Below are 19,069 nucleotides of genomic sequence, written 5' to 3'. Positions count from 1 at the left end.
CGCCATGAACGACGATTTCAACGCCACCGGCACACCGCGGCCCGCGGGCGTGCCCTGGGAACGCGAGGCCATCGAGAAGCTGCTGTTCGCTCAGCTCAACGAGCAGCGCGCGGCGCGCCGCTGGAAGCTGTTCTTTCGCCTCATGTGGCTGCTGGTGATCGTCGCCATCGTGTGGCTGGCGGTCAAGGCCGAGGGCATGGCCTCGTCGCAGGTGTCCACGCCCCACACCGCGGTGATCGCGGTCGAGGGCACCATCGCCTCGGGTGCCGAGGCCAGTGCCGAGAACGTGTTGCCCGCGCTCAAGCAGGCCTTCGAGGACGAGGGTGCGCAGGCCATCGTGCTGCTGATCAACTCGCCGGGTGGCAGCCCCGTGCAGGCGGGCATCATCAACGACGAGATCCACCGCCTCAAGGCGCTGCACAACAAAAAGGTGTATGCCGTGGTCGAAGAGACCTGCGCCTCGGCGGCCTACTACATCGCCGCCGCGGCCGATGACATCTACGTCGACAAAGCCAGCCTCGTGGGCAGCATCGGCGTGTTGATGGACGGCTTTGGTTTCACCGGCCTGATGGACAAGCTCGGCGTGGAGCGCCGCCTCATGGTGGCGGGCCAGAACAAGGCGCTGCTCGATCCGTTCAGCCCGCTCGACGAATCGCAGAAGGCGTACCTGCAGAGCATGCTCAACGAAATCCATGAGCAGTTCATCGCCGTGGTGAAGAAGGGCCGTGGCCAGCGCCTGAAGGAAAACACCGACACGTTCAGCGGCTTGGTCTGGAGCGGGCAGCAGGCCGTCAACCTCGGGTTGGCCGACGGTCTGGGCAACCTCGATCACGTGGCGCGCGAGGTGGTGAAGGCCGAGGAGATCGTGGACTACACCCAGCGCGAGAACCTGGGGCTGCGGCTGGCGCGGCGCTTCGGTGCAAGCGTCGGCGAGGGCGTTTTCAAGGCCGCGCAGTCGGCCGGTATTCAGCTGCGGTAACCGCGCGGGTTCTGGCGCTGCCAGCGCCAGGCGTCGGCGCACATCTCGTCGAGCGTGTGGCGCGCCTGCCAGCCCAGCAGGCGCGACGCCAGGGTGACGTCGGCCCAGCATTGGGCCACGTCTCCGGCACGCCGCGGCGCCACCCGGTAGGGCACGGGCCGCCCGCTGGCGCGCTCGAAGGCGGCCACCACCTCCAGCACGCTGTGCCCGCGGCCGGTGCCGAGGTTCACGGTGAAGCTCTCGCCCTGGTTCAACAAGCTCTGCAGGGCTGCCACGTGGCCGCGCGCGAGGTCCATCACGTGGATGAAGTCGCGCACACCGGTGCCATCGGGCGTGGGGTAGTCGCCGCCGAACACATTGAGGTGCTCGCGCACGCCCACAGCCACCTGCGCCACATAGGGCATGAGGTTGTTGGGAATACCCGCCGGGTCCTCGCCGATGAGGCCGCTGTCATGCGCGCCCACCGGGTTGAAGTAGCGCAGCGTGCCGATGCGCCAGTGTGGCTGCGCAACCCGCAATGCGCTGAGCATGTCTTCGATGACCAGCTTGGTGTGCCCGTAGGGGTTGGTGTGGCTGCGCGGAAAATCTTCGGTGATGGGCACGCGCGCCGGATCGCCGTAAACGGTGGCGCTGCTGGAGAACACCAGGGTGGGTGCTGTGCCGTGCTCGGTGGCGACCGCTGACATCGCTTGCAGCAGGCTGGTGGCTCCACCCAGGTTGTTGCGGTAGTACTTGAGCGGGTCGGCCACGCTTTCGCCCACGGCCTTGTCGCCCGCAAAGTGCACCACCCCCGCGGGGCGGTGGCGGCGCAGCACATCAAGCAACCAAGGGGCGTCGAGCACATCGCCGCGCTCCAGCGGGAGTGCCCGGCCGGTGATCTGCTGCAGGCGCTGCAACACCACCGGGTGGCTGTTGGCGAAATTGTCCAGGATCACCGGATCGAACCCCGCTTCCACCAGGGCAACCGCGGTGTGGCTGCCGATGTAGCCGGCGCCGCCCGTGAGCAGGATGGTCCGCGCGGCCGTCATGAGGCCTGCCTGGGCTGGCGACCGTAGACGTCTTCCAGGCGCACGATGTCGTCCTCGCCCAGGTAGGCGCCAGACTGCACCTCGATCATTTCCAACTCCATCTTGCCTGGGTTGTGCAGGCGGTGCACCTCGCCGATGGGGATGTAGGTCGACTGGTTCTCGGACAGCAGGAACACCTCCTGCCCGCGTGTGACCTCGGCCGTGCCCTTGACCACGATCCAGTGTTCGGCGCGGTGGTGGTGTTTCTGCAGGCTGAGCGACGCACCCGGTTTGACACCGATGCGCTTGACCTGGAAGCGTTCGCCCAGGTCGATGCTGTCGTACCAGCCCCAGGGCCGCGCCACGCGCCGGTGGGTGGCCGCTTGTGGCACCGCATGGCCTGCGAGGTGTGCCACCACGTCCTTCACTTGCTCGGCGTGGTCCCGCTGCGCCACCAGCAACGCATCGGGTGTGTCGACGATGAGCAGGTCCTGCGTGCCCAGCGCCACCACCGGGCGGTGTGGGGCATGAATGAAGGTGTTGCGTGCCTGCAGCGCATGACCCTGGCCGCGCACGCGGTTGCCCGCGTCGTCGGCGGGGGCCAGGTCGGCCACCGCGTTCCAGCTGCCGACGTCGCTCCACTGGCCCTGGAAAGGCACGACAGCCACATCGTCATGCCGCTCCATCACGGCGTAGTCGATGCTTTGCGAGCGGCAGGCGAGGAAAGCCTCGGCCTGTGGACGAACGAAACGGATCCGGCCCAGGGCCTCGGACGTTGCGCCCGACATCGCCTGCTCGCACGCCGTCCAGATATCTGGCGCATGGCGCTGCAGCGCTGCCCGCAGCGTGCTGGCCTTGGTGAGGAAGATGCCGGCGTTCCAGAGCACGCCGCCCTTGAGCAGCAACTCGGCCGCGGCAGCAGGCTGTGGCTTCTCGATGAAGCGCGCCACGCGGCGGCTGCCGTCGGCGCGCGGCTCGCCTTGTTCGATGTAGCCGTAGGCGCTGCTCGGGAAGGTGGGGACCACCCCGAAGGTGACGATGGCGCCGGCCTCGGCCGCCGCCACACCCCGGCGCACGGTGTCGCCGAAGGCCACGGGGTCGGGGATGTGGTGGTCGGCAGGGCAGAACAGCATCAGCGCATCGCCCGTGGTCTGGGCGTGCAACACCGCCAGCGCCATGGCGGCCGCCGTGTTGCGTGCGGCCGGCTCCAGCACCACGGCGCCACGCTGGCTGGCGCGCTCGATGTCGTCAGACACCAGGAAGCGGTGATCCTCCGAGGCGATGCACAGCGCGGGTTCGCCGCACCAGGCCAGTCGTTCGAGCGTCAGGCGCAACAGCGATTTGTCGCCCACCAGGGGTACGAATTGTTTGGGCAGACTCTGGCGCGACAAAGGCCACAGGCGGGTGCCCGAGCCACCGCACAGCACGACGGGTGTGATGTTCATGTGAAATATTCTGTTTCAGCATCCCCGCGCAGCGGGGTGCGGCATGCCCGGCGTTTCCTGTCCCTGCCGTAGGCCGTCGGTATTATGGTTGGCTTGTTTGACAGCGCATACCGAAATACTCCACACCATGACGATCCGCAAAGCCGTGTTTCCCGTGGGTGGCCTGGGCACCCGATTCCTGCCCGCCACCAAGGCCATTCCCAAGGAGATGCTGCCGGTGGTGGACAAGCCACTGATGCAGTACGCCGTCGAGGAGGCTTACGCCGCGGGCATTCGCGAGATGATTTTCGTGACCGGTCGCAACAAGCGCGCGATCGAGGACCACTTCGATGTCGCCTACGAGCTCGAGGCCGAACTGGAGGCCGCGGGCAAGGGCGCGCTGCTTGAGCTGGTCAACTCCATCAAGCCCGATGACATGGACTGCGCCTACGTGCGCCAGCCGCGTGCGTTGGGCCTTGGCCACGCGGTGTTGTGCGCCGAACGCCTGGTGGGCGACGAGCCCTTCGCCGTGTTGCTGGCCGACGACCTCATGATCGGGCGCGAGCAGATGCAGGGCGGCCCCACGGTGCTGGCCCAGATGGTCAAGGCCTACGAGCAGAGCCCGGGCACCGTGCTGGCGGTGCAGGACGTGCCGCGCGCCGAGACGCGCCGTTACGGTGTGGTTGATGTGCACGGCGTGAGCGCGCCGCTCGCAGAGGTGTTCGCGATGGTTGAAAAGCCCGCGCCCGAGAAAGCCCCGTCGACGCTGGCGGTGGCCGGGCGCTACATCCTCACGCCCGCGGTGTTCGAGAGCATCCGCCAGCAGCCGCGGGGCGCGGGCGGCGAGATCCAGCTCACCGATGGCATCGCCGCGCTGATCGGCAAAGAGCGCGTGCAGGCCTTCCGCTACGACGGTCGGCGCTACGACTGTGGCAGCAAGGAAGGCTTCCTCGAGGCCACCATCGATCTTGCCCTGGCCAACCCCGAACTCAGCGGCGCGGTGCGCGCGCACCTCAAGCGCGTGATGGGTTGACCCCGCACGGCGCTCAAGGCCCGAACAGGAACACCGCCGGCATCGACAGCGGCAGCGCCTCTCGCCAGGCGGCTTGCTGGCGCCACTGCGCCACCGTGGCGCTGCGAACCGCTTGCTGCGGCAGGCCCAGCGCGCAAGCCACGGCCAGCCGTGTGCCCGCCTGCAGATGCTCCAGCAGCGCTTGCAGGAGCGCGACGTTGCGGTAGGGCGTCTCGATCAGGATCTGGGTCTGGCCGCTGCGCGTGGCGTGCGCCTCCAGTTCGCGCAGCCGTTTGCTGCGAGCCGCCGCGTCCTGCGGCACGTAGCCGACAAAAGCAAAGTGCTGACCGTTGAGGCCGCTGGCGGCCAGCGCCAGCATGAGCGACACCGGGCCCGCCAGTGGCACCACAGTCAACCCCATGGCGTGCGCGGCCCGAACCACGCTGCTGCCCGGATCGGCCACGGCGGGCATGCCAGCTTCGCTCAGCAGGCCGATGTCGTGGCCCTGCACGGCCGGGGCGAGCAGGGCGCGCGCTGCTGTGTCCAGTGCGCCGGCGGCGTGGTCGCCCTGCTTGTGCGCCTGGCGCGGCAGCTCGGCGATCTGCTGGGCCTGCAGCGGCACGGCGAGCGGGGCGATCGCGTCCACGCGTTTGAGGAAGGCGCGCGCGCTCTTGGCGTTCTCGGCGATCCAGTGCGTCAGCCGCGCCGCCGTGTCAACCGTCTCCCCCGGCAGGGCGAGGGCCAGGGGTTGCGGGTCGGCGCCGAAATCCAGCGGCGTGGGCACCAGGAAGAGGCGAGCAGGCGTCATGGCAGGTGTACGCCCGCCGCGCGCAGCAGCCGGCAGGTGCGGATGAGCGGCAGGCCGACCAGTGCGGTCGGGTCGTCGCTGTCGATGCGCTCGAGCAGGGCGATCCCCAGGCCCTCGCTCTTGGCGCTGCCGGCGCAGTCGTAGGGTTGCTCGGTGCGCAGGTAGCGCTCGATTTCGCCATCGTCGAGGTCGCGGAAGCACACCCGCACCGGCGCCAGGTCGGCGGCCTCGAAGCCGCTGTCCAGGCACACGACGGCCAGTGCGGTCTGGAACACCACGGTCTGCCCGCGCATGCGCTGCAACTGCTCGACGGCCCGTTCGTGCGTACCAGGCTTGCCCAGTGGTTCGCCGTTCAGGTCGGCCACCTGGTCACTGCCGATCACGATGGCAGCGGGCCGCTGGCGCGCCACGGCGCGCGCCTTGGCCAGGGCCAGGCGCTGCGCCAGCGCGGCGGGTGTTTCGCCAGGTTCGGGGGTTTCGTCCACGCCGGGAGCCAGCACCTCAAAGGGCAGGCCCAGGCGTTGCATCAGTTCACGGCGGTACGGGGAGGTGGAGCCAAGCACCACCGGGCGGGCGGGGGAGAGAAGGGCGGTCATGGGCGTATTGTGAAGACCCCTTGCCTACAATCACCGGATGGCCTCCGCTCAGAAGCCCTCGACGGGCCCTTTCAACTTTCGCCGCCTCGATGCCCAGCGGTTCGCGCAGGCCGGTGACATCCTGGCGGGCGAAATACCGCTTGCCGACCTGGCCCGCCTGGGCGAGGACCTGCATGGCCCGATCGATCCGCAGGCCGTGGTGGGTTGGTCGGCCCGGGGGGAATGGCGCAACGGCACCACCGGTGCGGCGCCCGAGGTCTGGCTGCACCTGCAAGCCCGGGGTGAGGTTCCACTCACCTGCCAGCGCTGTCTGGGCGCGGTTTCCACCGAGTTGTCCGTGGACCGCTGGTTCCGTTTCGTGGCCGATGAGGCGACCGCCGAGGCACAGGACGACGATTGCGAGGAAGATCTGCTGGCGCTCGATCCCCGCCCCGACATGCAGGCGGTGGTCGAGGACGAACTGATCATGGAACTGCCCCTGGTGCCCATGCACGAGCAATGTCCGGACACGCCGGCGGCGCTGGGGCCTGCGGCCGACGCGGCCATGGACGAGACACCGCAACGCCCGCACCCGTTTGCTGCGCTGCAAAAGCTCAAGGGTCGTCCGTGACGGTCGGCTTGGACGGGCAAAGGCGATCGGGCTATAATGCTTGGCTTTGCGCCAGGGCGGGCCACTTCCGTCCCAAACCAACTTTCCCAGGAGCCCATCATGGCCGTCCAGCAGAACAAGAAGTCGCCCTCCAAGCGTGGCATGCACCGCTCGCACAATGCGCTGGGCACGCCCGGCATTGCCGTCGAGCCCACCACCGGCGAGACGCACCTGCGTCATCACATCAGCCCCAACGGCTTCTACCGCGGCCGTCAGGTGCTCAAGAACAAGTCCGAAGCCTGATCCAGGGGCTGGCCGCGGCGCGCGTCATGGCGCGCGCGGATGCACGGAACGACGGGCCCGCATGCGGGCCCTTTTCATTGCAACCGGCACACCTCATGTGCCTGTTCGGGATGCCGACATGATCACCGTCGCAGTGGATTGCATGGGAGGAGATGTCGGGCCGGCCGCGACCTTGCCGGCCTGCGCGGCGTTCCTCGCGTCGCACGCCGACGCGAGGCTGCTGCTGGTGGGGCGACCCGATGTCATGCGCGCTTGGCAGCGCGTGCTCGACCACCCGCGCTGCACCCTTGTGCCGGCCAGCGAGGTGGTGGCCATGGACGATCCGATCGAGATTGCCCTGCGCCGCAAGAAGGATTCGTCCATGCGCGTGGCGATCCAGCAGGTCAAGGACGGGCACGCCCAGGCGGCGGTGTCGGCGGGCAACACCGGCGCGTTGATGGCGATCGCGCGCTACCTGCTCAAGACGCTCGACGGGATCGAGCGCCCGGCCATCGCCACCCAGTTGCCCAACGCGGCGGGCGGTGCCACCACCGTGCTCGATCTGGGCGCCAACGTGGATTGCGATGCCGAACACCTGCTGCAGTTCGCGGTGATGGGGTCGGCCCTGGTGGCGGCCATGACCGGTCGCGATGCGCCCTCGGTGGGACTGCTCAACGTGGGCGAAGAGGTCATCAAGGGCAGCGAGGTGATCAAGCAGGCGGGGCAGCTCCTGCGCAATGCCGCTTCGGCAGGCGATTTGAATTTCCACGGCAACGTGGAAGGCAATGACATCTTCAAGGGCACGACCGACATCGTGGTCTGCGACGGTTTCGTCGGCAATGTCGCGCTCAAGGCCAGCGAGGGCCTGGCCTCGATGATCGCCGGTTTCATCCGCGAGGAATTCACGCGCAGTCTCTGGCGCAAGATGGCCGCTCTGGTTGCCATGCCGGTGCTCAACGCGTTCCGCCATCGCGTCGATCACCGCCGCTACAACGGTGCCGCGCTGCTCGGCCTGCAAGGGCTCGTGTTCAAGAGCCACGGCTCGGCCGATGCCGTCGCTTTTGAACATGCCCTGGCGCGCGCTTATGATGCGGCCTCCCGAGGGTTGCTCGACAACGTGCGGCAACGCATCGCACACGCCCGGCCGCTGCTCTCGCCCGAGACGGTGAGTGAACTGGGCCACATTCCGACCATCTGAGTTCGACCTTCTGAGTCCGACCCGCTGAGCGACTCCGCGCCAGACATGACCCGTTTCTCCCGCATCACCGGCACCGGCAGCCACCTGCCGCCGCGCCGGCTCACCAACGACGACATGGTGGCCCTGTTGGCGCCGCGTGGTGTCGAAACCAGCGACCAGTGGATCATCGAGCGAACCGGCATCCGTGCGCGGCATTTCGCCGACGATGGCGTGTTCGCGAGCGACCTGGGCGTTCACGCGGCGCGTGCCGCCCTGCAGGCCGCTGGCCGCGCCGCCGAAGATGTCGACCTGATCATCGTGGCGACGTCCACGCCGGACATGGTCTTCCCTTCCACGGCAGCCATCGTCCAGCACAAGCTCGGTATTGCCGGTTGCCCGGCGTTCGACGTGCAGGCCGTGTGCAGCGGCTTCGTGTACGCGCTCACGGTGGCCGACGCCATGATCCGCACCGGCAGCGCCAACTGCGCGCTGGTCATCGGCAGCGAGATCTTCTCCCGCCTGCTTGACTTCAACGACCGCACCACCTGCGTGCTGTTCGGCGACGGCGCGGGTGCCGTGGTGCTCGAGGCCGCCAACGAGCCCGGTATCCTCGCCAGCGACCTGCATGCCGATGGCAAGCATGTCGGCATCCTGTGTGTGCCGGGCCATGTGGCTGGCGGGCAGGTCACGGGCGATCCTTTGCTCAAGATGGACGGGCAGGCTGTGTTCAAGCTGGCCGTCGGTGTGCTCGAGCAGGCCGCGCGCACAGTGCTCTCCAAAGCGGGTCGCAGCGAGCAAGACATCGACTGGCTGATTCCGCACCAGGCCAACATCCGAATCATGCAGGGCACGGCGAAGAAGCTGAAGCTTCCGCTGGACAAGTTGATCGTCACCGTGGACCAGCATGGCAACACGTCAGCCGCTTCCATTCCGCTGGCGCTCGACCATGCGGTGCGTGCAGGCAAGGTCAAGGCCGGCGACACCGTGATGCTGGAAGGCGTGGGCGGTGGCTTCACCTGGGGCGCCGTGCTGCTCGACTTCTGAGCCAGCGGCGTTGCCCTCATAACAACACAAGAGACATCTCGACCATGAAAGCGTTTGCATTCGTCTTTCCCGGCCAGGGATCGCAAGCCGTGGGCATGCTCGATGCCTGGGCGGATCACCCTGCCGTGCTTGAAACCCTGCGCGAAGCCTCCGATGCGCTCGGCGAGGACGTGACCAGACTGATTCATGAAGGCCCGAAGGAAGCACTTGCGCTGACCACCAACACGCAACCCGTGATGCTGGTGGCGGGTGTGGCTGCCTGGCGCGTGTGGCGTGCCGAGGGTGGTGCCCTGCCGGCCGCTGTCGCCGGACATTCGCTGGGTGAGTACAGCGCGCTGGTGGCCGCGGGCTCGCTCACGCTGGCTCAGGCTGCCCCGCTGGTGCGATTCCGCGCCGCTGCCATGCAGGAGGCCGTGCCGGTCGGTACGGGCGCCATGGCCGCCATCCTCGGCATGGACGCGACGCTCGTGAAGGCCGGTTGCGCCGAGGTGCAAGCCGGTTTTGCCGCGGACAGCGGCGAGGTCGTGGAGGCGGTCAATTTCAACGACCCGGCGCAGACCGTGATCGCGGGCAGCAAGGCCGCGGTGGAAAAGGCTTGCGAAGTGCTCAAGGGCAAGGGTGCCAAGCGCGCCTTGCCGCTGCCGGTGTCGGCACCGTTCCATTCCAGCCTGATGAAGCCTGCCGCCGAGCGCCTGCGCGAAAAGCTCTCGCAAACGGTATTGCTTGCGCCGCAGATTCCGCTCATCAACAACATCGACGTGGCGGTCGAGACCGATCCCGACCGCATCCGCGATGCGCTCTACCGCCAGGCCTTTGGCCCGGTGCGCTGGGTGGAGTGCGTGCAGGCCATCCGTGCGCGCGGCATCGACACCCTGATCGAATGCGGCCCGGGCAAGGTGCTCGCCGGCATGGCCAAGCGCATCGACCCGACCCTGCAGGGTGCTGCGTTGTTCGACCCGCCCACGCTGGGTGAAGTCAAGGGCCTGCTGGCCTGAGCCTGGAGGCACACATGTCTGACGTGAAATTCTCGGGCCAGGTGGCCCTGGTCACCGGCGCATCGCGTGGTATCGGCGCAGCGATTGCGCACGAGCTCGCCCATCAGGGGCTGATCGTCATCGGCACGGCCACAAGCGCCGAGGGCGCCGCCAAGGTGGACGCCGCCCTCAAGGCGGTGCCGGGGGCGGGTGCCGGCAGTCGCGGTGCCGTGCTCGACGTCAACGACGTCGCGGCCTGTGACGCTCTTGTCGACGAGATCGTCAAGGCGCAAGGGTCACTGCACGTGCTCGTGAACAACGCGGGCATCACGCGCGACATGCTTGCCATGCGCCTGAAGGACGCCGACTGGGATGCCGTGCTGGACACCAACCTGAAGGCCGTCTTCCGCCTCAGCCGCGCGGTCATGCGGCCCATGATGAAACAGCGCTACGGCCGCATCATCAGCATCACCAGCGTGGTCGGCGCTTCGGGCAATCCGGGCCAGGCCAACTACGCCGCCGCCAAGGCCGGTGTGGCTGGCATGACGCGCGCCCTTGCGCGCGAGCTCGGCAGCCGCAACATCACCGTCAACTGCGTGGCGCCCGGCTTCATCGAGACCGACATGACCGCCTCGCTGCCCGAAGAGCAGCAAAAGGCCTTGTTGGGCCAGATTCCCCTGGGTCACCTGGGCAAGCCGGCCGACATCGCGCACGCCGTGGCCTACCTCGCCAGCCCGCAAGCGGGCTACGTCACGGGCCAGGAACTCCACGTCAACGGCGGCATGTTCATGGCCTGAGCGGGACGTTTGTCGCCCCGCCGCCCCACCACCATCCCCCGGCTAAAATGCCGGGCTTGCATTCCAACCACCCTTTGAGGGACCTATGAGCGATATCGAAGCACGCGTCAAGAAGATCATTGCCGAGCAACTCGGCGTTGAAGAAGGCCAGGTCACGAACGAGAAGGCCTTCGTCGCCGACCTCGGTGCTGATTCCCTGGACACCGTGGAGCTCGTGATGGCCCTCGAAGACGAGTTCGGCATCGAGATCCCCGACGAAGAGGCGGAGAAGATCACCACGGTGCAGAACGCCATCGATTACGCCGTCAAGCATCAGAAGGCCTGATTCGCCCATGAGCCGCCGTCGCGTCGTCGTGACCGGCCTGGGTTGCATCAGCCCCGTGGGCAACACGGTGGCTGACGCCTGGGCCAGCCTCATTGCCGGGCGTTCCGGCATCGCCGCAATCACCAAGTTCGACGCGTCGAACATGGCGTGCCGCATCGCGGGTGAGGTCAAGGGTTTCGAGCTGGAGTCCTACATGAGCGCCAAGGAGGCGCGCACGATGGACACGTTCATCCACTACGGTATCGCCGCCGCTCATCAGGCGGTGATCGACTCGGGCCTGCCCACGGGCGAGGCACTGGATGAAGAAACCGCCACGCGCATCGGCTGCATCATCGGCTCGGGCATCGGTGGCTTGCCGTTGATCGAAGAGACTCATTCGGAGCTGGTCAACCGCGGGCCGCGGCGCATCTCGCCGTTCTTCGTGCCGGCCTCGATCATCAACATGATCTCCGGTCATGTGTCGATGCGTTTCGGCTTCAAGGGGCCCAACCTGGCGGTCGTCACGGCCTGCACCACCGGGCTGCACGCCATCGGTGAAGGCGCGCGCAAGATCGAATACGGCGACGCCGACGTGATCGTGGCCGGTGGCGCAGAGGCCACCGTGTCGCCCCTGGGCATCGGCGGTTTCGCGGCGATGCGCGCACTCTCCACACGCAACGATGACCCGGCCACCGCGTCCCGTCCCTGGGACAAGGACCGCGACGGCTTCGTGCTCGGCGAGGGCGCGGGCGTGATGGTGCTCGAGGAATACGAACACGCCAAGGCACGCGGTGCAAAGATCTATGCCGAGCTTTCGGGCTACGGCATGAGCGCCGATGCCGGCCACATGACGGCCCCCAACATGGACGGCCCCCGCCGTGCCATGGTCAACGCGCTGCGCAATGCTGGTGTCAATGCCGACGAGGTCGACTACCTCAACGCGCACGGCACCTCCACGCCGCTCGGTGACGTGAACGAGTCGAACGCCGTCAAGGCGGCGCTGGGCGAACATGCCAGAAACATGGTCATCAGCTCCACCAAGTCCATGACGGGCCACCTGCTGGGTGGCGCTGGCGGTATCGAGAGCGTGTTCACCGTGCTGGCGGTCCATCACCAGCAGATCCCGCCAACGATCAACATCTTCAGCCAGGATCCCGAGTGCGACCTGGATTACTGCGCCAACACCGCGCGCGATCGCAAGGTGAACGTCGCGCTGAAGAACAACTTCGGCTTCGGCGGCACCAACGGCACGCTGGTGTTCAAGCGCGTCTGATCGGCGCATCCCGCCACCATGCGGAACGCCCCATCGGTGAACTTCCCGGTGGGGCGTTGTGCCATTCGGGCGCTGATGCTCGGCTGCTTCGGTATCTTGCTTGCGGGTGCCCTGGCCCTGGGCTGGAACGGCCTGGCCCGGTGGCAAGCCTTGTGCCTGGCAACAGCCGTTCTGGCCTGGTGGGGGGCTGCCTTGTGGACCCTGTGGCGCCAACCCTGCGGCTGGCTGTGCTTCGGTGGCGGCGCCTCATCGCCGTTGCCGGGCGATACCGGCTGGGCGTGGCGAGATCAGCCAGGCAGCGAGGCCTTGCCCCTGGCGGCGCCACGCATCGTGCTGGACCTGCAGCAATGGCTGTTGCTGCAGTTTCGCGGTGCCGCGGGCGCGCCCGCCTGGATCTGGCTGGAAGCACGGAGTGCCCCCGGCGACTGGCTGGCGCTGCGCCGCGCCTTGATGGTGAATGCGGCGCGCTGAGCCTGCTGCTTCACGCCCTTCGGGTATATTGCCGCGCGCATGAGCATTAATCCGGAAGACCACACCGCGCCGCCACCGCCCGACAGCGACGCCATGCTGGTGCAGCGGACCCTGGCCGGCGAGCAGCGGGCCTACGACCTGCTCGTGATCAAGTATCAGCGCCGTGTCGAGCGCCTGATCGGGCGCATGGTGCGCGATGTCGACCTCGTGCAGGACATCGCGCAGGAAACCTTCATTCGCGCCTACCGTGCCCTGGCGCAATTCCGGGGCGACGCCCAGTTCTACACCTGGCTCTACCGGATCGCGGTCAACACCGCCAAGAAGCAACTGCTCGAACTCAAACGCGACCCGTTGGTCTACCAATCGCAGCTCAAATCCGCGGACGATGATGAAACTTCCGCTCCGGAGCGCGAACTAAACGCCCATGTTGCCGATGCCGAGACGCCAGAAGCGGTGTTGGCGAGCAAGGAAATCGCCAATGCGGTCAACGCCGCGATGGACGCCTTGCCCGAGGAACTGCGCATGGCTATCACCCTGCGCGAAATCGAAGGCCTGAGTTACGAAGAGATCGCCCAAGCCCTGGAATGTCCGATCGGTACGGTGCGCTCACGCATCTTCCGGGCGCGCGAAGCCATCTCCGCGCGCATCAAGCCGATGCTCGAGCGTCAGTCGGGCAAACGCTGGTGAGCCCCGCATCCACAGAGGTAGTCACGATGAATCCGCTGCACGAATCCGACCGCAATGCCCCGCAGGGCGAACAGGTCTCCGCCCTCTGTGACGGCAGCCTCGATCCGCAGGAGCTGGACGTGCTGCTTGCGCGTTGCCACGCCGACGACGAGGTCCAGGCACGCTGGCACGGCTATCAGCTGATCGGGGAAGTGCTGCGTGGTCAGACGGGCGTTTTGCCCTCGCGTGCCCCCAGCGAATTCCTGCAGCGTTTGCATGCCGGCCTGGCGGCCGACGCGCAGGCTCCGGCGGCGCCCGTGCCGTCGCGCCCCGCAGTTGCCGTGCGCGGTGAAGCGGCCAATGACGCCCTGTTCCGCTGGAAGCTGGCGTCGGGTTTTGCCAGCGTCGTTGCCGTTGCCGCGATCGGCTGGAACGTCCTTTCCACGAGCGTGCCGGTGGGCGCGGGCGGCACGCAACTGGTCCAGTCTTCCCCTGCGGTGGTGCCTGTCGCCACGGGTGGACCGACCGGGGCGGCGGTGGCGCCAACCGCTGAGGTGCGCCCGGTGGTGGTGGCCACACCGCAAGGCCGGGTCATCCGCGATGCCGAACTCGAGCGCCTGCTGGCCGCGCACCGCCAGCACGGCAGCATGTCCGCCTTCCAGACGTCAACCGGTTTCATCCGCAACGCCACCTATGACGCCGATGCCCGCTGATTCCGCCGTTGCGCGTCGTCTCCCGGCATCGCGCCGCCTGGCGGTGCGTCGCTGGAGCGCTGCGCTGCTCGTGACCGCCTGCACTGGCCTGGCGTTGCCGGGTGCCCTGGCCCAGGAGACAGCTGCTGCGTCGTCCAACCCGCGCAGCGTCAATGAATGGCTCACCCGCATGCACGAGGCCTCGCGCATGCGCGCGTACACCGGCACGCTGGTGGTCAGCGCCGGGTCGGCCATGTCGGCCTCGAAGATCTGGCACGTGTGTGACAGAAACCAGCAGATGGAGCGCGTGGACACGCTCACTGGCACGCCGCGCACCACCATTCGCCGCAACAGCGAAGTCATCACCTTCGAACCCGAGACGCGCAAGGCCGTGATCGAGAAGCGCGAGGCGCTGGGGATGTTCCCCGATCTCGTGCGGGCACCGAAGAACCTGATCGCGCAGTTCTACGGATCGCGCGAGGTGGGCGCGCAACGTGTGGCCGGGCACCTCTCGGACATGGTCGAGATCCTGCCGCGCGACGAACTGCGTTTTGGTTACCGGATCTGGTCGGAACAGAAGACCGGGCTGGTGGTGAAGCTTCAGACCCTGGACCCGCGAGGCCGCGTGCTGGAGCAGGTGGCGTTTTCCGAGCTGCAACTCGATGCGCCGGTCAGCATGGACAAGCTGGCGCGTCTCATGAAAGACACGCGCGGCTATGAGGTGAGCAAGACCAGTTTGCGCAAGACCACGCCCCAGGCTGAAGGCTGGCGCCTGCGGGAAGACGTGCCGGGCTTCACCGCGATGAGTTGCCACACGCGCGATGCGAACGGCCCCGCCGCGCCTGGGCAGGCACCCATGCAGTGGGTGTTCTCGGACGGCCTGGCCTCCGTGTCGCTGTTCGTCGAGCCGTTTGATGCCCAGCGCCACGATCAGGAGGGCGATGCCGCCCAGGGCGCGACGCATTCCGTGAGCCGCCGCGTGGGTGAACACTGGGTGACCGCCGTCGGCGAGGTACCCGTCGTCACGTTGCAGCGCTTCACGCAGGCGCTTGAACGCATCCGGTGAGTGCCGGGGTTGTGCCCCTTCACAGCGCGCGCCTCGGCACGCTGGCACGCCGCCTCTTTGTTGAATTGTCTGGAGGAAGTTTCTGATGACGCTGCCGTTCTCCCGTTCCCTGCTTTCCCTCGCCCTGGCGGCCGCTCTGGGCGCTGCCGGATCGATGGCCCTGCTCGCGCATCAGCCTTCGGTGGCCCAGCCGGTGGCAACGAATGCGCGCGGGCTGCCCGACTTCACCGATCTGGTCGATCTGGTGGGGCCCTCGGTGGTCAACATCCGGACGCTGGAGCGCAGCACCAATCGTGGCCCGCAAGGCGGCGCTCCCGACGAGGAGATGCTGGAGTTCTTCCGCCGCTTCGGCATTCCCATCCCGCCGGGCGTGGTGCCGCGCGGCCCGCGTCAGCAGGAGCCGGGGGGCGGCGAGGCGCGTCCGCGTGGTGTGGGCTCGGGCTTCGTGCTCAGCGCCGATGGCTTCATCATGACCAACGCCCACGTCGTGGAAGGCGCCGATGAACTCCTGGTCACGCTCCCGGACAAGCGCGAGTACAAGGCGCGCGTCGTCGGTGCGGACAAGCGCACCGACGTGGCGGTCGTGAAGATCGAGGCCACCGGGCTCAAGCCGGTCAAGGTCGGCGACGTGAATCGCCTGCGCGTGGGCGAATGGGTGATGGCCATCGGCTCTCCCTTCGGCCTGGAGAACACCGTGACCGCTGGCATCGTGAGCGCCAAGCAGCGCGACACCGGTGACTACCTGCCCTTCATCCAGACTGATGTGGCGATCAACCCCGGCAACTCGGGTGGACCCTTGATCAACATGCGCGGTGAAGTGGTGGGCATCAACAGCCAGATCTACTCGCGCTCTGGGGGCTTCCAGGGCATCTCGTTTGCCATTCCCATCGACGAGGCCGTGCGCGTCTCGGACGAACTGCGCACGAGCGGGCGCATCACGCGCGGCCGCATCGGCGTGCGCATCGATCAGGTCAGCAAGGAAGTGGCCGAGTCCCTCGGTCTGGGTCAACCCAAGGGCGCTCTCGTGCGCGGGGTGGAGCCCGACTCACCTGCTGCGAAGGCGGGCGTCGAGCCAGGCGACATCATCCTCAAGTTCGACGGCAAGGAGATCGAAAAATCGGTCGACCTGCCGCGCCTCGTGGGCAACACCAAGCCGGGTACCCGCAGCGCCATGACCGTGCTTCGCCGCGGGGCGCAACGCGATCTCAACGTGGTGGTGGCAGAGCTCGAACCCGAGCAGCCCACGGCCCGCGCGCCAGGCACCCCGGAAGCCGCGCCCGCACCGGCGGGTGGCGCGGTGCAGTCCATGGGTTTGCTGCTGGCCGAGCTGAGCGAGGCGGACGCCAAGAGCCTCAACGTCCGCGGTGGCGTGCGGGTGGCCGGCGCCACGGGTGCGGCGGCGCGCGCCGGTGTGCGCGAGGGCGACGTGATCGTCGCGATCGCCAACACGGACGTCGCGTCGGTCAAGGACGTCGAGTCCGTGCTGTCGCGACTGGACAAGAGCCGCCCGGTGACACTGCTGTTGCGACGGGGCGAGTGGGCTCAGTACGCGGTGATCCGACCGCAGCGCTGATGCCGCGATCGGGCCGGTTCAAGGAATGCCCCCTGTACGGCCTGGGTCATCTGCTCCGTCCGTCGTCGGGTGGTCGATACGCCACAGCGTGGCGGTGACCCGATCGTCATGGGGCACACCGGAAAAGTTTGTGTACGCTAACTTTTCAATCATCAGTCTTGACCGTATTCGATAAAATCCGGGCTGCCTGACGACGATTGATGCGAGACCGGGGTCCTTTGGTTCATGATGCGGGAAGGCGGACGAACGGTGGGTCGTTCATCCACAAGCGGTTCACAGCTTGTCCGGAAAAATTGTGAACAAGTTGTTGATAAGTACCCTTGTTGCGGCCCGGCGACAAGGGCTTCAAGGTGTGCGGCGGCTGTGCGGGGGGGGCTTTTTGCCTACAATGAAACTCCAACTATCGCAGTTGCCATTGATTGTTGGTTACGGGCGCGTCAGCAGCTGACGCGCCCTTTTTTATGGTCTCGCGTGCCGCATGGGGACGCAGTGGACCGTGAGTGAGAGCCTGGTTTTTCGATGAATCACATCCGCAACTTTTCCATCATCGCGCACATCGACCACGGCAAGTCCACGCTGGCCGATCGCATCATCTCGCGCTGTGGTGGCCTGTCCGATCGAGAGATGAGCGAGCAGGTGCTCGACTCCATGGACATCGAGAAAGAGCGCGGCATCACGATCAAGGCCCAGACGGCTGCCTTGAAGTACCGCGCCCGCGACGGCAAGACCTACAACCTCAACCTCATCGACACGCCTGGCCACGTCGACTTCAGCTACGAGGTCTCCCGCTCACTGTCGGCTTGCGAGGGTGCGCTGCTCGTGGTGGACGCCAGCCAGGGTGTCGAGGCGCAGACGGTGGCGAACTGCTACACGGCGCTGGACCTCGGTGTCGAGGTGCTGCCTGTGCTGAACAAGATGGACCTGCCGAACGCCGATCCCGACAACGCCAAGCGCGAGATCGAGGACGTCATCGGCATCGACGCCAGCCACGCCATCCCGTGTTCGGCCAAGACCGGCATGGGCGTTGAAGACATTCTCGAGGCTGTGGTGGCCAAGGTGCCCGCGCCGCGCGGCAACCCCGATGCACCGCTGCGCGCCATGATCATTGACAGCTGGTACGACGCCTACGTGGGCGTGGTGATGCTGGTGCGCGTGGTTGACGGCCGCCTGCCCAAGGGCGAGCGCATCAAGTTGATGGCCACCAACGCCGTCTACAACGCCGACAACCTTGGCGTGTTCACGCCGGCCAACGAGGCGCGCGATTCGCTCGAAGCGGGCGAGGTGGGTTACATCATTGCCGGCATCAAGGAGTTGCAGGCCGCCAAGGTCGGCGACACCGTGACGCTGGAGAAAAAGCTGCCCAACAACGCCGGGCCCGCCAGCGAGCCGCTGCCGGGCTTCAAGGAAGTGCAGCCCCAGGTGTTCGCCGGCCTGTACCCGACCGAGGCCAACCAATACGACGCACTGCGCGACGCGCTGGAAAAGCTCAAGCTCAACGACGCGTCGCTGCACTATGAGCCGGAGGTTTCGCAGGCGCTGGGCTTCGGCTTTCGCTGCGGCTTCCTCGGCCTGCTGCACATGGAGATCGTGCAGGAGCGCCTGGAACGCGAGTTCGACCAGGACCTGATCACGACCGCACCCAGCGTGGTCTACCAGGTGGTGCGCGGCGACGGCGAGGTGCTCATGGTGGAGAACCCGTCCAAGATGCCCGACGCCGGCCGGATCGAGGAAATCCGCGAGCCCATCGTGACCGTCCACCTGTACATGCCGCAGGAGTATGTGGGCCCGGTCATGACGCTGGCCAACCAGAAGCGCGGCGTGCAGATGAACATGGCCTACCACGGCAAACAGGTCATGCTGACCTACGATCTGCCGCTGGGCGAGATCGTGCTGGACTTCTTCGACAAGCTCAAGTCCGTCAGCCGCGGTTATGCCTCCATGGACTACGAGTTCAAGGAGTACCGCAAGTCCGATGTGGTCAAGGTCGACATCCTGCTCAACGGCGAGAAGGTCGACGCACTGTCCATCATCGTGCACCGCACACAGGCGCAATACCGTGGCCGGGCGGTGGCTGCCAAGATGCGCGAGATCATCAGCCGCCAGCAGTTCGACGTGGCCATCCAGGCGGCCATCGGCGGCAACGTCATCGCGCGCGAGACCATCAAGGCGCTGCGCAAGAACGTGCTGGCAAAATGCTACGGGGGTGACATCACCCGCAAGCGCAAACTTCTCGAAAAGCAGAAAGCAGGCAAGAAACGCATGAAGCAGATCGGCTCCGTCGAGGTTCCGCAGGAGGCATTCCTGGCCATTCTTCAGGTGCAGGACTGATGCAGGC

General features: G+C 67.0%; 20 protein-coding genes. 16 read left to right on the top strand and 4 right to left on the bottom strand.

The features are described 5' to 3' along the window. Positions 1 to 4: 4 nt before the first annotated feature. Positions 5 to 979 (top strand): signal peptide peptidase SppA, encoded by a 975-nt coding sequence (sppA, locus tag M3149_RS12750; RefSeq protein WP_251709917.1) that lies wholly within the window; start codon positions 5 to 7, stop codon positions 977 to 979. Here sppA and galE read toward each other — a convergent pair. Together galE and M3149_RS12740 are read right to left on the bottom strand one after the other, a co-directional pair. After that, positions 967 to 2,007, bottom strand: a complete 1,041-nt coding sequence (galE, locus tag M3149_RS12745) for a UDP-glucose 4-epimerase GalE (RefSeq protein ID WP_251709916.1) — start codon at positions 2,005 to 2,007, stop codon at positions 967 to 969. The genes sppA and galE overlap by 13 nt on opposite strands. Then, positions 2,004 to 3,431, bottom strand: coding sequence for a mannose-1-phosphate guanylyltransferase/mannose-6-phosphate isomerase (locus tag M3149_RS12740; protein ID WP_251709915.1), 1,428 nt, complete (start codon positions 3,429 to 3,431; stop codon positions 2,004 to 2,006). The genes galE and M3149_RS12740 overlap by 4 nt, the downstream gene beginning before the upstream one ends. Before the next feature lie 127 nt (positions 3,432 to 3,558). Between M3149_RS12740 and galU the strand changes: the two genes are divergently transcribed. Then, positions 3,559 to 4,443, top strand: a complete 885-nt coding sequence (gene galU / locus M3149_RS12735) for a UTP--glucose-1-phosphate uridylyltransferase GalU (RefSeq protein WP_251709914.1) — start codon at positions 3,559 to 3,561, stop codon at positions 4,441 to 4,443. 13 nt (positions 4,444 to 4,456) lie between these two features. On the opposite strand, the gene M3149_RS12730 is transcribed toward galU, so the two are convergent. Both M3149_RS12730 and M3149_RS12725 read right to left on the bottom strand, forming a co-directional pair. Further along, on the bottom strand, positions 4,457 to 5,230 hold the full coding sequence (locus tag M3149_RS12730; RefSeq protein ID WP_251709913.1) for an SAM-dependent methyltransferase: 774 nt from the start codon (positions 5,228 to 5,230) through the stop codon (positions 4,457 to 4,459). Next, complete coding sequence (locus tag M3149_RS12725; RefSeq protein WP_251709912.1) at positions 5,227 to 5,826, bottom strand: Maf family protein; 600 nt, start codon at positions 5,824 to 5,826, stop codon at positions 5,227 to 5,229. Before M3149_RS12725 ends, M3149_RS12730 begins: the two co-directional genes overlap by 4 nt. Positions 5,827 to 5,863: 37 nt before the next feature. Between M3149_RS12725 and M3149_RS12720 the strand changes: the two genes are divergently transcribed. The 14 genes from M3149_RS12720 to lepA all read left to right on the top strand — a co-directional run bounded on the left by M3149_RS12720 (position 5,864) and on the right by lepA (position 19,062). Further along, a complete protein-coding gene (locus tag M3149_RS12720; RefSeq protein WP_251709911.1) occupies positions 5,864 to 6,436 on the top strand; it encodes a YceD family protein in 573 nt (190 codons plus the stop codon). A gap of 99 nt (positions 6,437 to 6,535) precedes the next feature. Further along, positions 6,536 to 6,718 carry a 50S ribosomal protein L32 gene (gene rpmF / locus M3149_RS12715; RefSeq protein WP_251709910.1) on the top strand — a complete coding sequence of 61 codons (183 nt, stop codon included), beginning with the start codon at positions 6,536 to 6,538 and terminating at the stop codon, positions 6,716 to 6,718. Between the two features lie 118 nt (positions 6,719 to 6,836). Then, positions 6,837 to 7,895, top strand: a complete 1,059-nt coding sequence (plsX, locus tag M3149_RS12710) for a phosphate acyltransferase PlsX (protein WP_251709909.1) — start codon at positions 6,837 to 6,839, stop codon at positions 7,893 to 7,895. A 45-nt stretch (positions 7,896 to 7,940) separates the two neighbouring features. Continuing rightward, positions 7,941 to 8,918, top strand: a complete 978-nt coding sequence (locus M3149_RS12705) for a beta-ketoacyl-ACP synthase III (RefSeq protein ID WP_251709908.1) — start codon at positions 7,941 to 7,943, stop codon at positions 8,916 to 8,918. A 44-nt stretch (positions 8,919 to 8,962) separates the two neighbouring features. Next, positions 8,963 to 9,913, top strand: coding sequence for an ACP S-malonyltransferase (gene fabD, locus M3149_RS12700; protein ID WP_251709907.1), 951 nt, complete (start codon positions 8,963 to 8,965; stop codon positions 9,911 to 9,913). 14 nt (positions 9,914 to 9,927) lie between these two features. Next, complete coding sequence (gene fabG, locus M3149_RS12695) at positions 9,928 to 10,689, top strand: 3-oxoacyl-ACP reductase FabG (RefSeq protein WP_251709906.1); 762 nt, start codon at positions 9,928 to 9,930, stop codon at positions 10,687 to 10,689. Positions 10,690 to 10,774: 85 nt separating this feature from the next. Continuing rightward, entirely contained in the window at positions 10,775 to 11,014 is a 240-nt protein-coding gene (gene acpP / locus M3149_RS12690; RefSeq protein ID WP_251709905.1) for an acyl carrier protein, read from the top strand. 7 nt (positions 11,015 to 11,021) lie between these two features. Continuing rightward, positions 11,022 to 12,266 (top strand): beta-ketoacyl-ACP synthase II, encoded by a 1,245-nt coding sequence (fabF, locus tag M3149_RS12685; protein WP_251709904.1) that lies wholly within the window; start codon positions 11,022 to 11,024, stop codon positions 12,264 to 12,266. 18 nt (positions 12,267 to 12,284) lie between these two features. Then, positions 12,285 to 12,737, top strand: a complete 453-nt coding sequence (locus M3149_RS12680; protein ID WP_251709903.1) for a hypothetical protein — start codon at positions 12,285 to 12,287, stop codon at positions 12,735 to 12,737. Positions 12,738 to 12,776: 39 nt separating this feature from the next. Beyond that, on the top strand, positions 12,777 to 13,424 hold the full coding sequence (gene rpoE / locus M3149_RS12675) for an RNA polymerase sigma factor RpoE (protein WP_251709902.1): 648 nt from the start codon (positions 12,777 to 12,779) through the stop codon (positions 13,422 to 13,424). Positions 13,425 to 13,450: 26 nt separating this feature from the next. Then, positions 13,451 to 14,116, top strand: coding sequence for a sigma-E factor negative regulatory protein (locus M3149_RS12670; protein WP_251709901.1), 666 nt, complete (start codon positions 13,451 to 13,453; stop codon positions 14,114 to 14,116). After that, positions 14,106 to 15,161 (top strand): MucB/RseB C-terminal domain-containing protein, encoded by a 1,056-nt coding sequence (locus M3149_RS12665; RefSeq protein WP_251709900.1) that lies wholly within the window; start codon positions 14,106 to 14,108, stop codon positions 15,159 to 15,161. The genes M3149_RS12670 and M3149_RS12665 overlap by 11 nt, the downstream gene beginning before the upstream one ends. Positions 15,162 to 15,246: 85 nt before the next feature. Beyond that, a complete protein-coding gene (locus M3149_RS12660; RefSeq protein WP_251709899.1) occupies positions 15,247 to 16,734 on the top strand; it encodes a Do family serine endopeptidase in 1,488 nt (495 codons plus the stop codon). A gap of 519 nt (positions 16,735 to 17,253) precedes the next feature. Next, complete coding sequence (gene lepA / locus M3149_RS12655) at positions 17,254 to 19,062, top strand: translation elongation factor 4 (RefSeq protein WP_251709898.1); 1,809 nt, start codon at positions 17,254 to 17,256, stop codon at positions 19,060 to 19,062. Positions 19,063 to 19,069: the final 7 nt, after the last annotated feature.

It is taken from the genome of Hydrogenophaga intermedia (assembly GCF_023715105.1).
Lineage (GTDB): Bacteria > Pseudomonadota > Gammaproteobacteria > Burkholderiales > Burkholderiaceae_C > Hydrogenophaga > Hydrogenophaga intermedia_A.
Note: the sequence above shows the minus strand (reverse complement) of the source record. Positions and strands in the feature narration are given on the sequence as shown.

Bases quoted from the DNA above. Each gene is read 5' to 3' on its own strand.
- M3149_RS12740 (WP_251709915.1), bottom strand. From the start codon at position 3,431: ATGAACATCACACCCGTCGTGCTGTGCGGTGGCTCGGGCACCCGCCTG.
- M3149_RS12660 (WP_251709899.1), top strand. From the start codon at position 15,247: ATGACGCTGCCGTTCTCCCGTTCCCTGCTTTCCCTCGCCCTGGCGGCC.
- M3149_RS12670 (WP_251709901.1), top strand. From the start codon at position 13,451: ATGAATCCGCTGCACGAATCCGACCGCAATGCCCCGCAGGGCGAACAG.
- fabF (WP_251709904.1), top strand. From the start codon at position 11,022: ATGAGCCGCCGTCGCGTCGTCGTGACCGGCCTGGGTTGCATCAGCCCC.
- lepA (WP_251709898.1), top strand. From the start codon at position 17,254: ATGAATCACATCCGCAACTTTTCCATCATCGCGCACATCGACCACGGC.
- M3149_RS12665 (WP_251709900.1), top strand. From the start codon at position 14,106: ATGCCCGCTGATTCCGCCGTTGCGCGTCGTCTCCCGGCATCGCGCCGC.
- fabG (WP_251709906.1), top strand. From the start codon at position 9,928: ATGTCTGACGTGAAATTCTCGGGCCAGGTGGCCCTGGTCACCGGCGCA.
- M3149_RS12705 (WP_251709908.1), top strand. From the start codon at position 7,941: ATGACCCGTTTCTCCCGCATCACCGGCACCGGCAGCCACCTGCCGCCG.
- M3149_RS12730 (WP_251709913.1), bottom strand. From the start codon at position 5,230: ATGACGCCTGCTCGCCTCTTCCTGGTGCCCACGCCGCTGGATTTCGGC.
- galE (WP_251709916.1), bottom strand. From the start codon at position 2,007: ATGACGGCCGCGCGGACCATCCTGCTCACGGGCGGCGCCGGCTACATC.
- rpmF (WP_251709910.1), top strand. From the start codon at position 6,536: ATGGCCGTCCAGCAGAACAAGAAGTCGCCCTCCAAGCGTGGCATGCAC.
- sppA (WP_251709917.1), top strand. From the start codon at position 5: ATGAACGACGATTTCAACGCCACCGGCACACCGCGGCCCGCGGGCGTG.
- rpoE (WP_251709902.1), top strand. From the start codon at position 12,777: ATGAGCATTAATCCGGAAGACCACACCGCGCCGCCACCGCCCGACAGC.
- M3149_RS12725 (WP_251709912.1), bottom strand. From the start codon at position 5,826: ATGACCGCCCTTCTCTCCCCCGCCCGCCCGGTGGTGCTTGGCTCCACC.
- M3149_RS12720 (WP_251709911.1), top strand. From the start codon at position 5,864: ATGGCCTCCGCTCAGAAGCCCTCGACGGGCCCTTTCAACTTTCGCCGC.
- M3149_RS12680 (WP_251709903.1), top strand. From the start codon at position 12,285: ATGCGGAACGCCCCATCGGTGAACTTCCCGGTGGGGCGTTGTGCCATT.
- fabD (WP_251709907.1), top strand. From the start codon at position 8,963: ATGAAAGCGTTTGCATTCGTCTTTCCCGGCCAGGGATCGCAAGCCGTG.
- plsX (WP_251709909.1), top strand. From the start codon at position 6,837: ATGATCACCGTCGCAGTGGATTGCATGGGAGGAGATGTCGGGCCGGCC.
- galU (WP_251709914.1), top strand. From the start codon at position 3,559: ATGACGATCCGCAAAGCCGTGTTTCCCGTGGGTGGCCTGGGCACCCGA.
- acpP (WP_251709905.1), top strand. From the start codon at position 10,775: ATGAGCGATATCGAAGCACGCGTCAAGAAGATCATTGCCGAGCAACTC.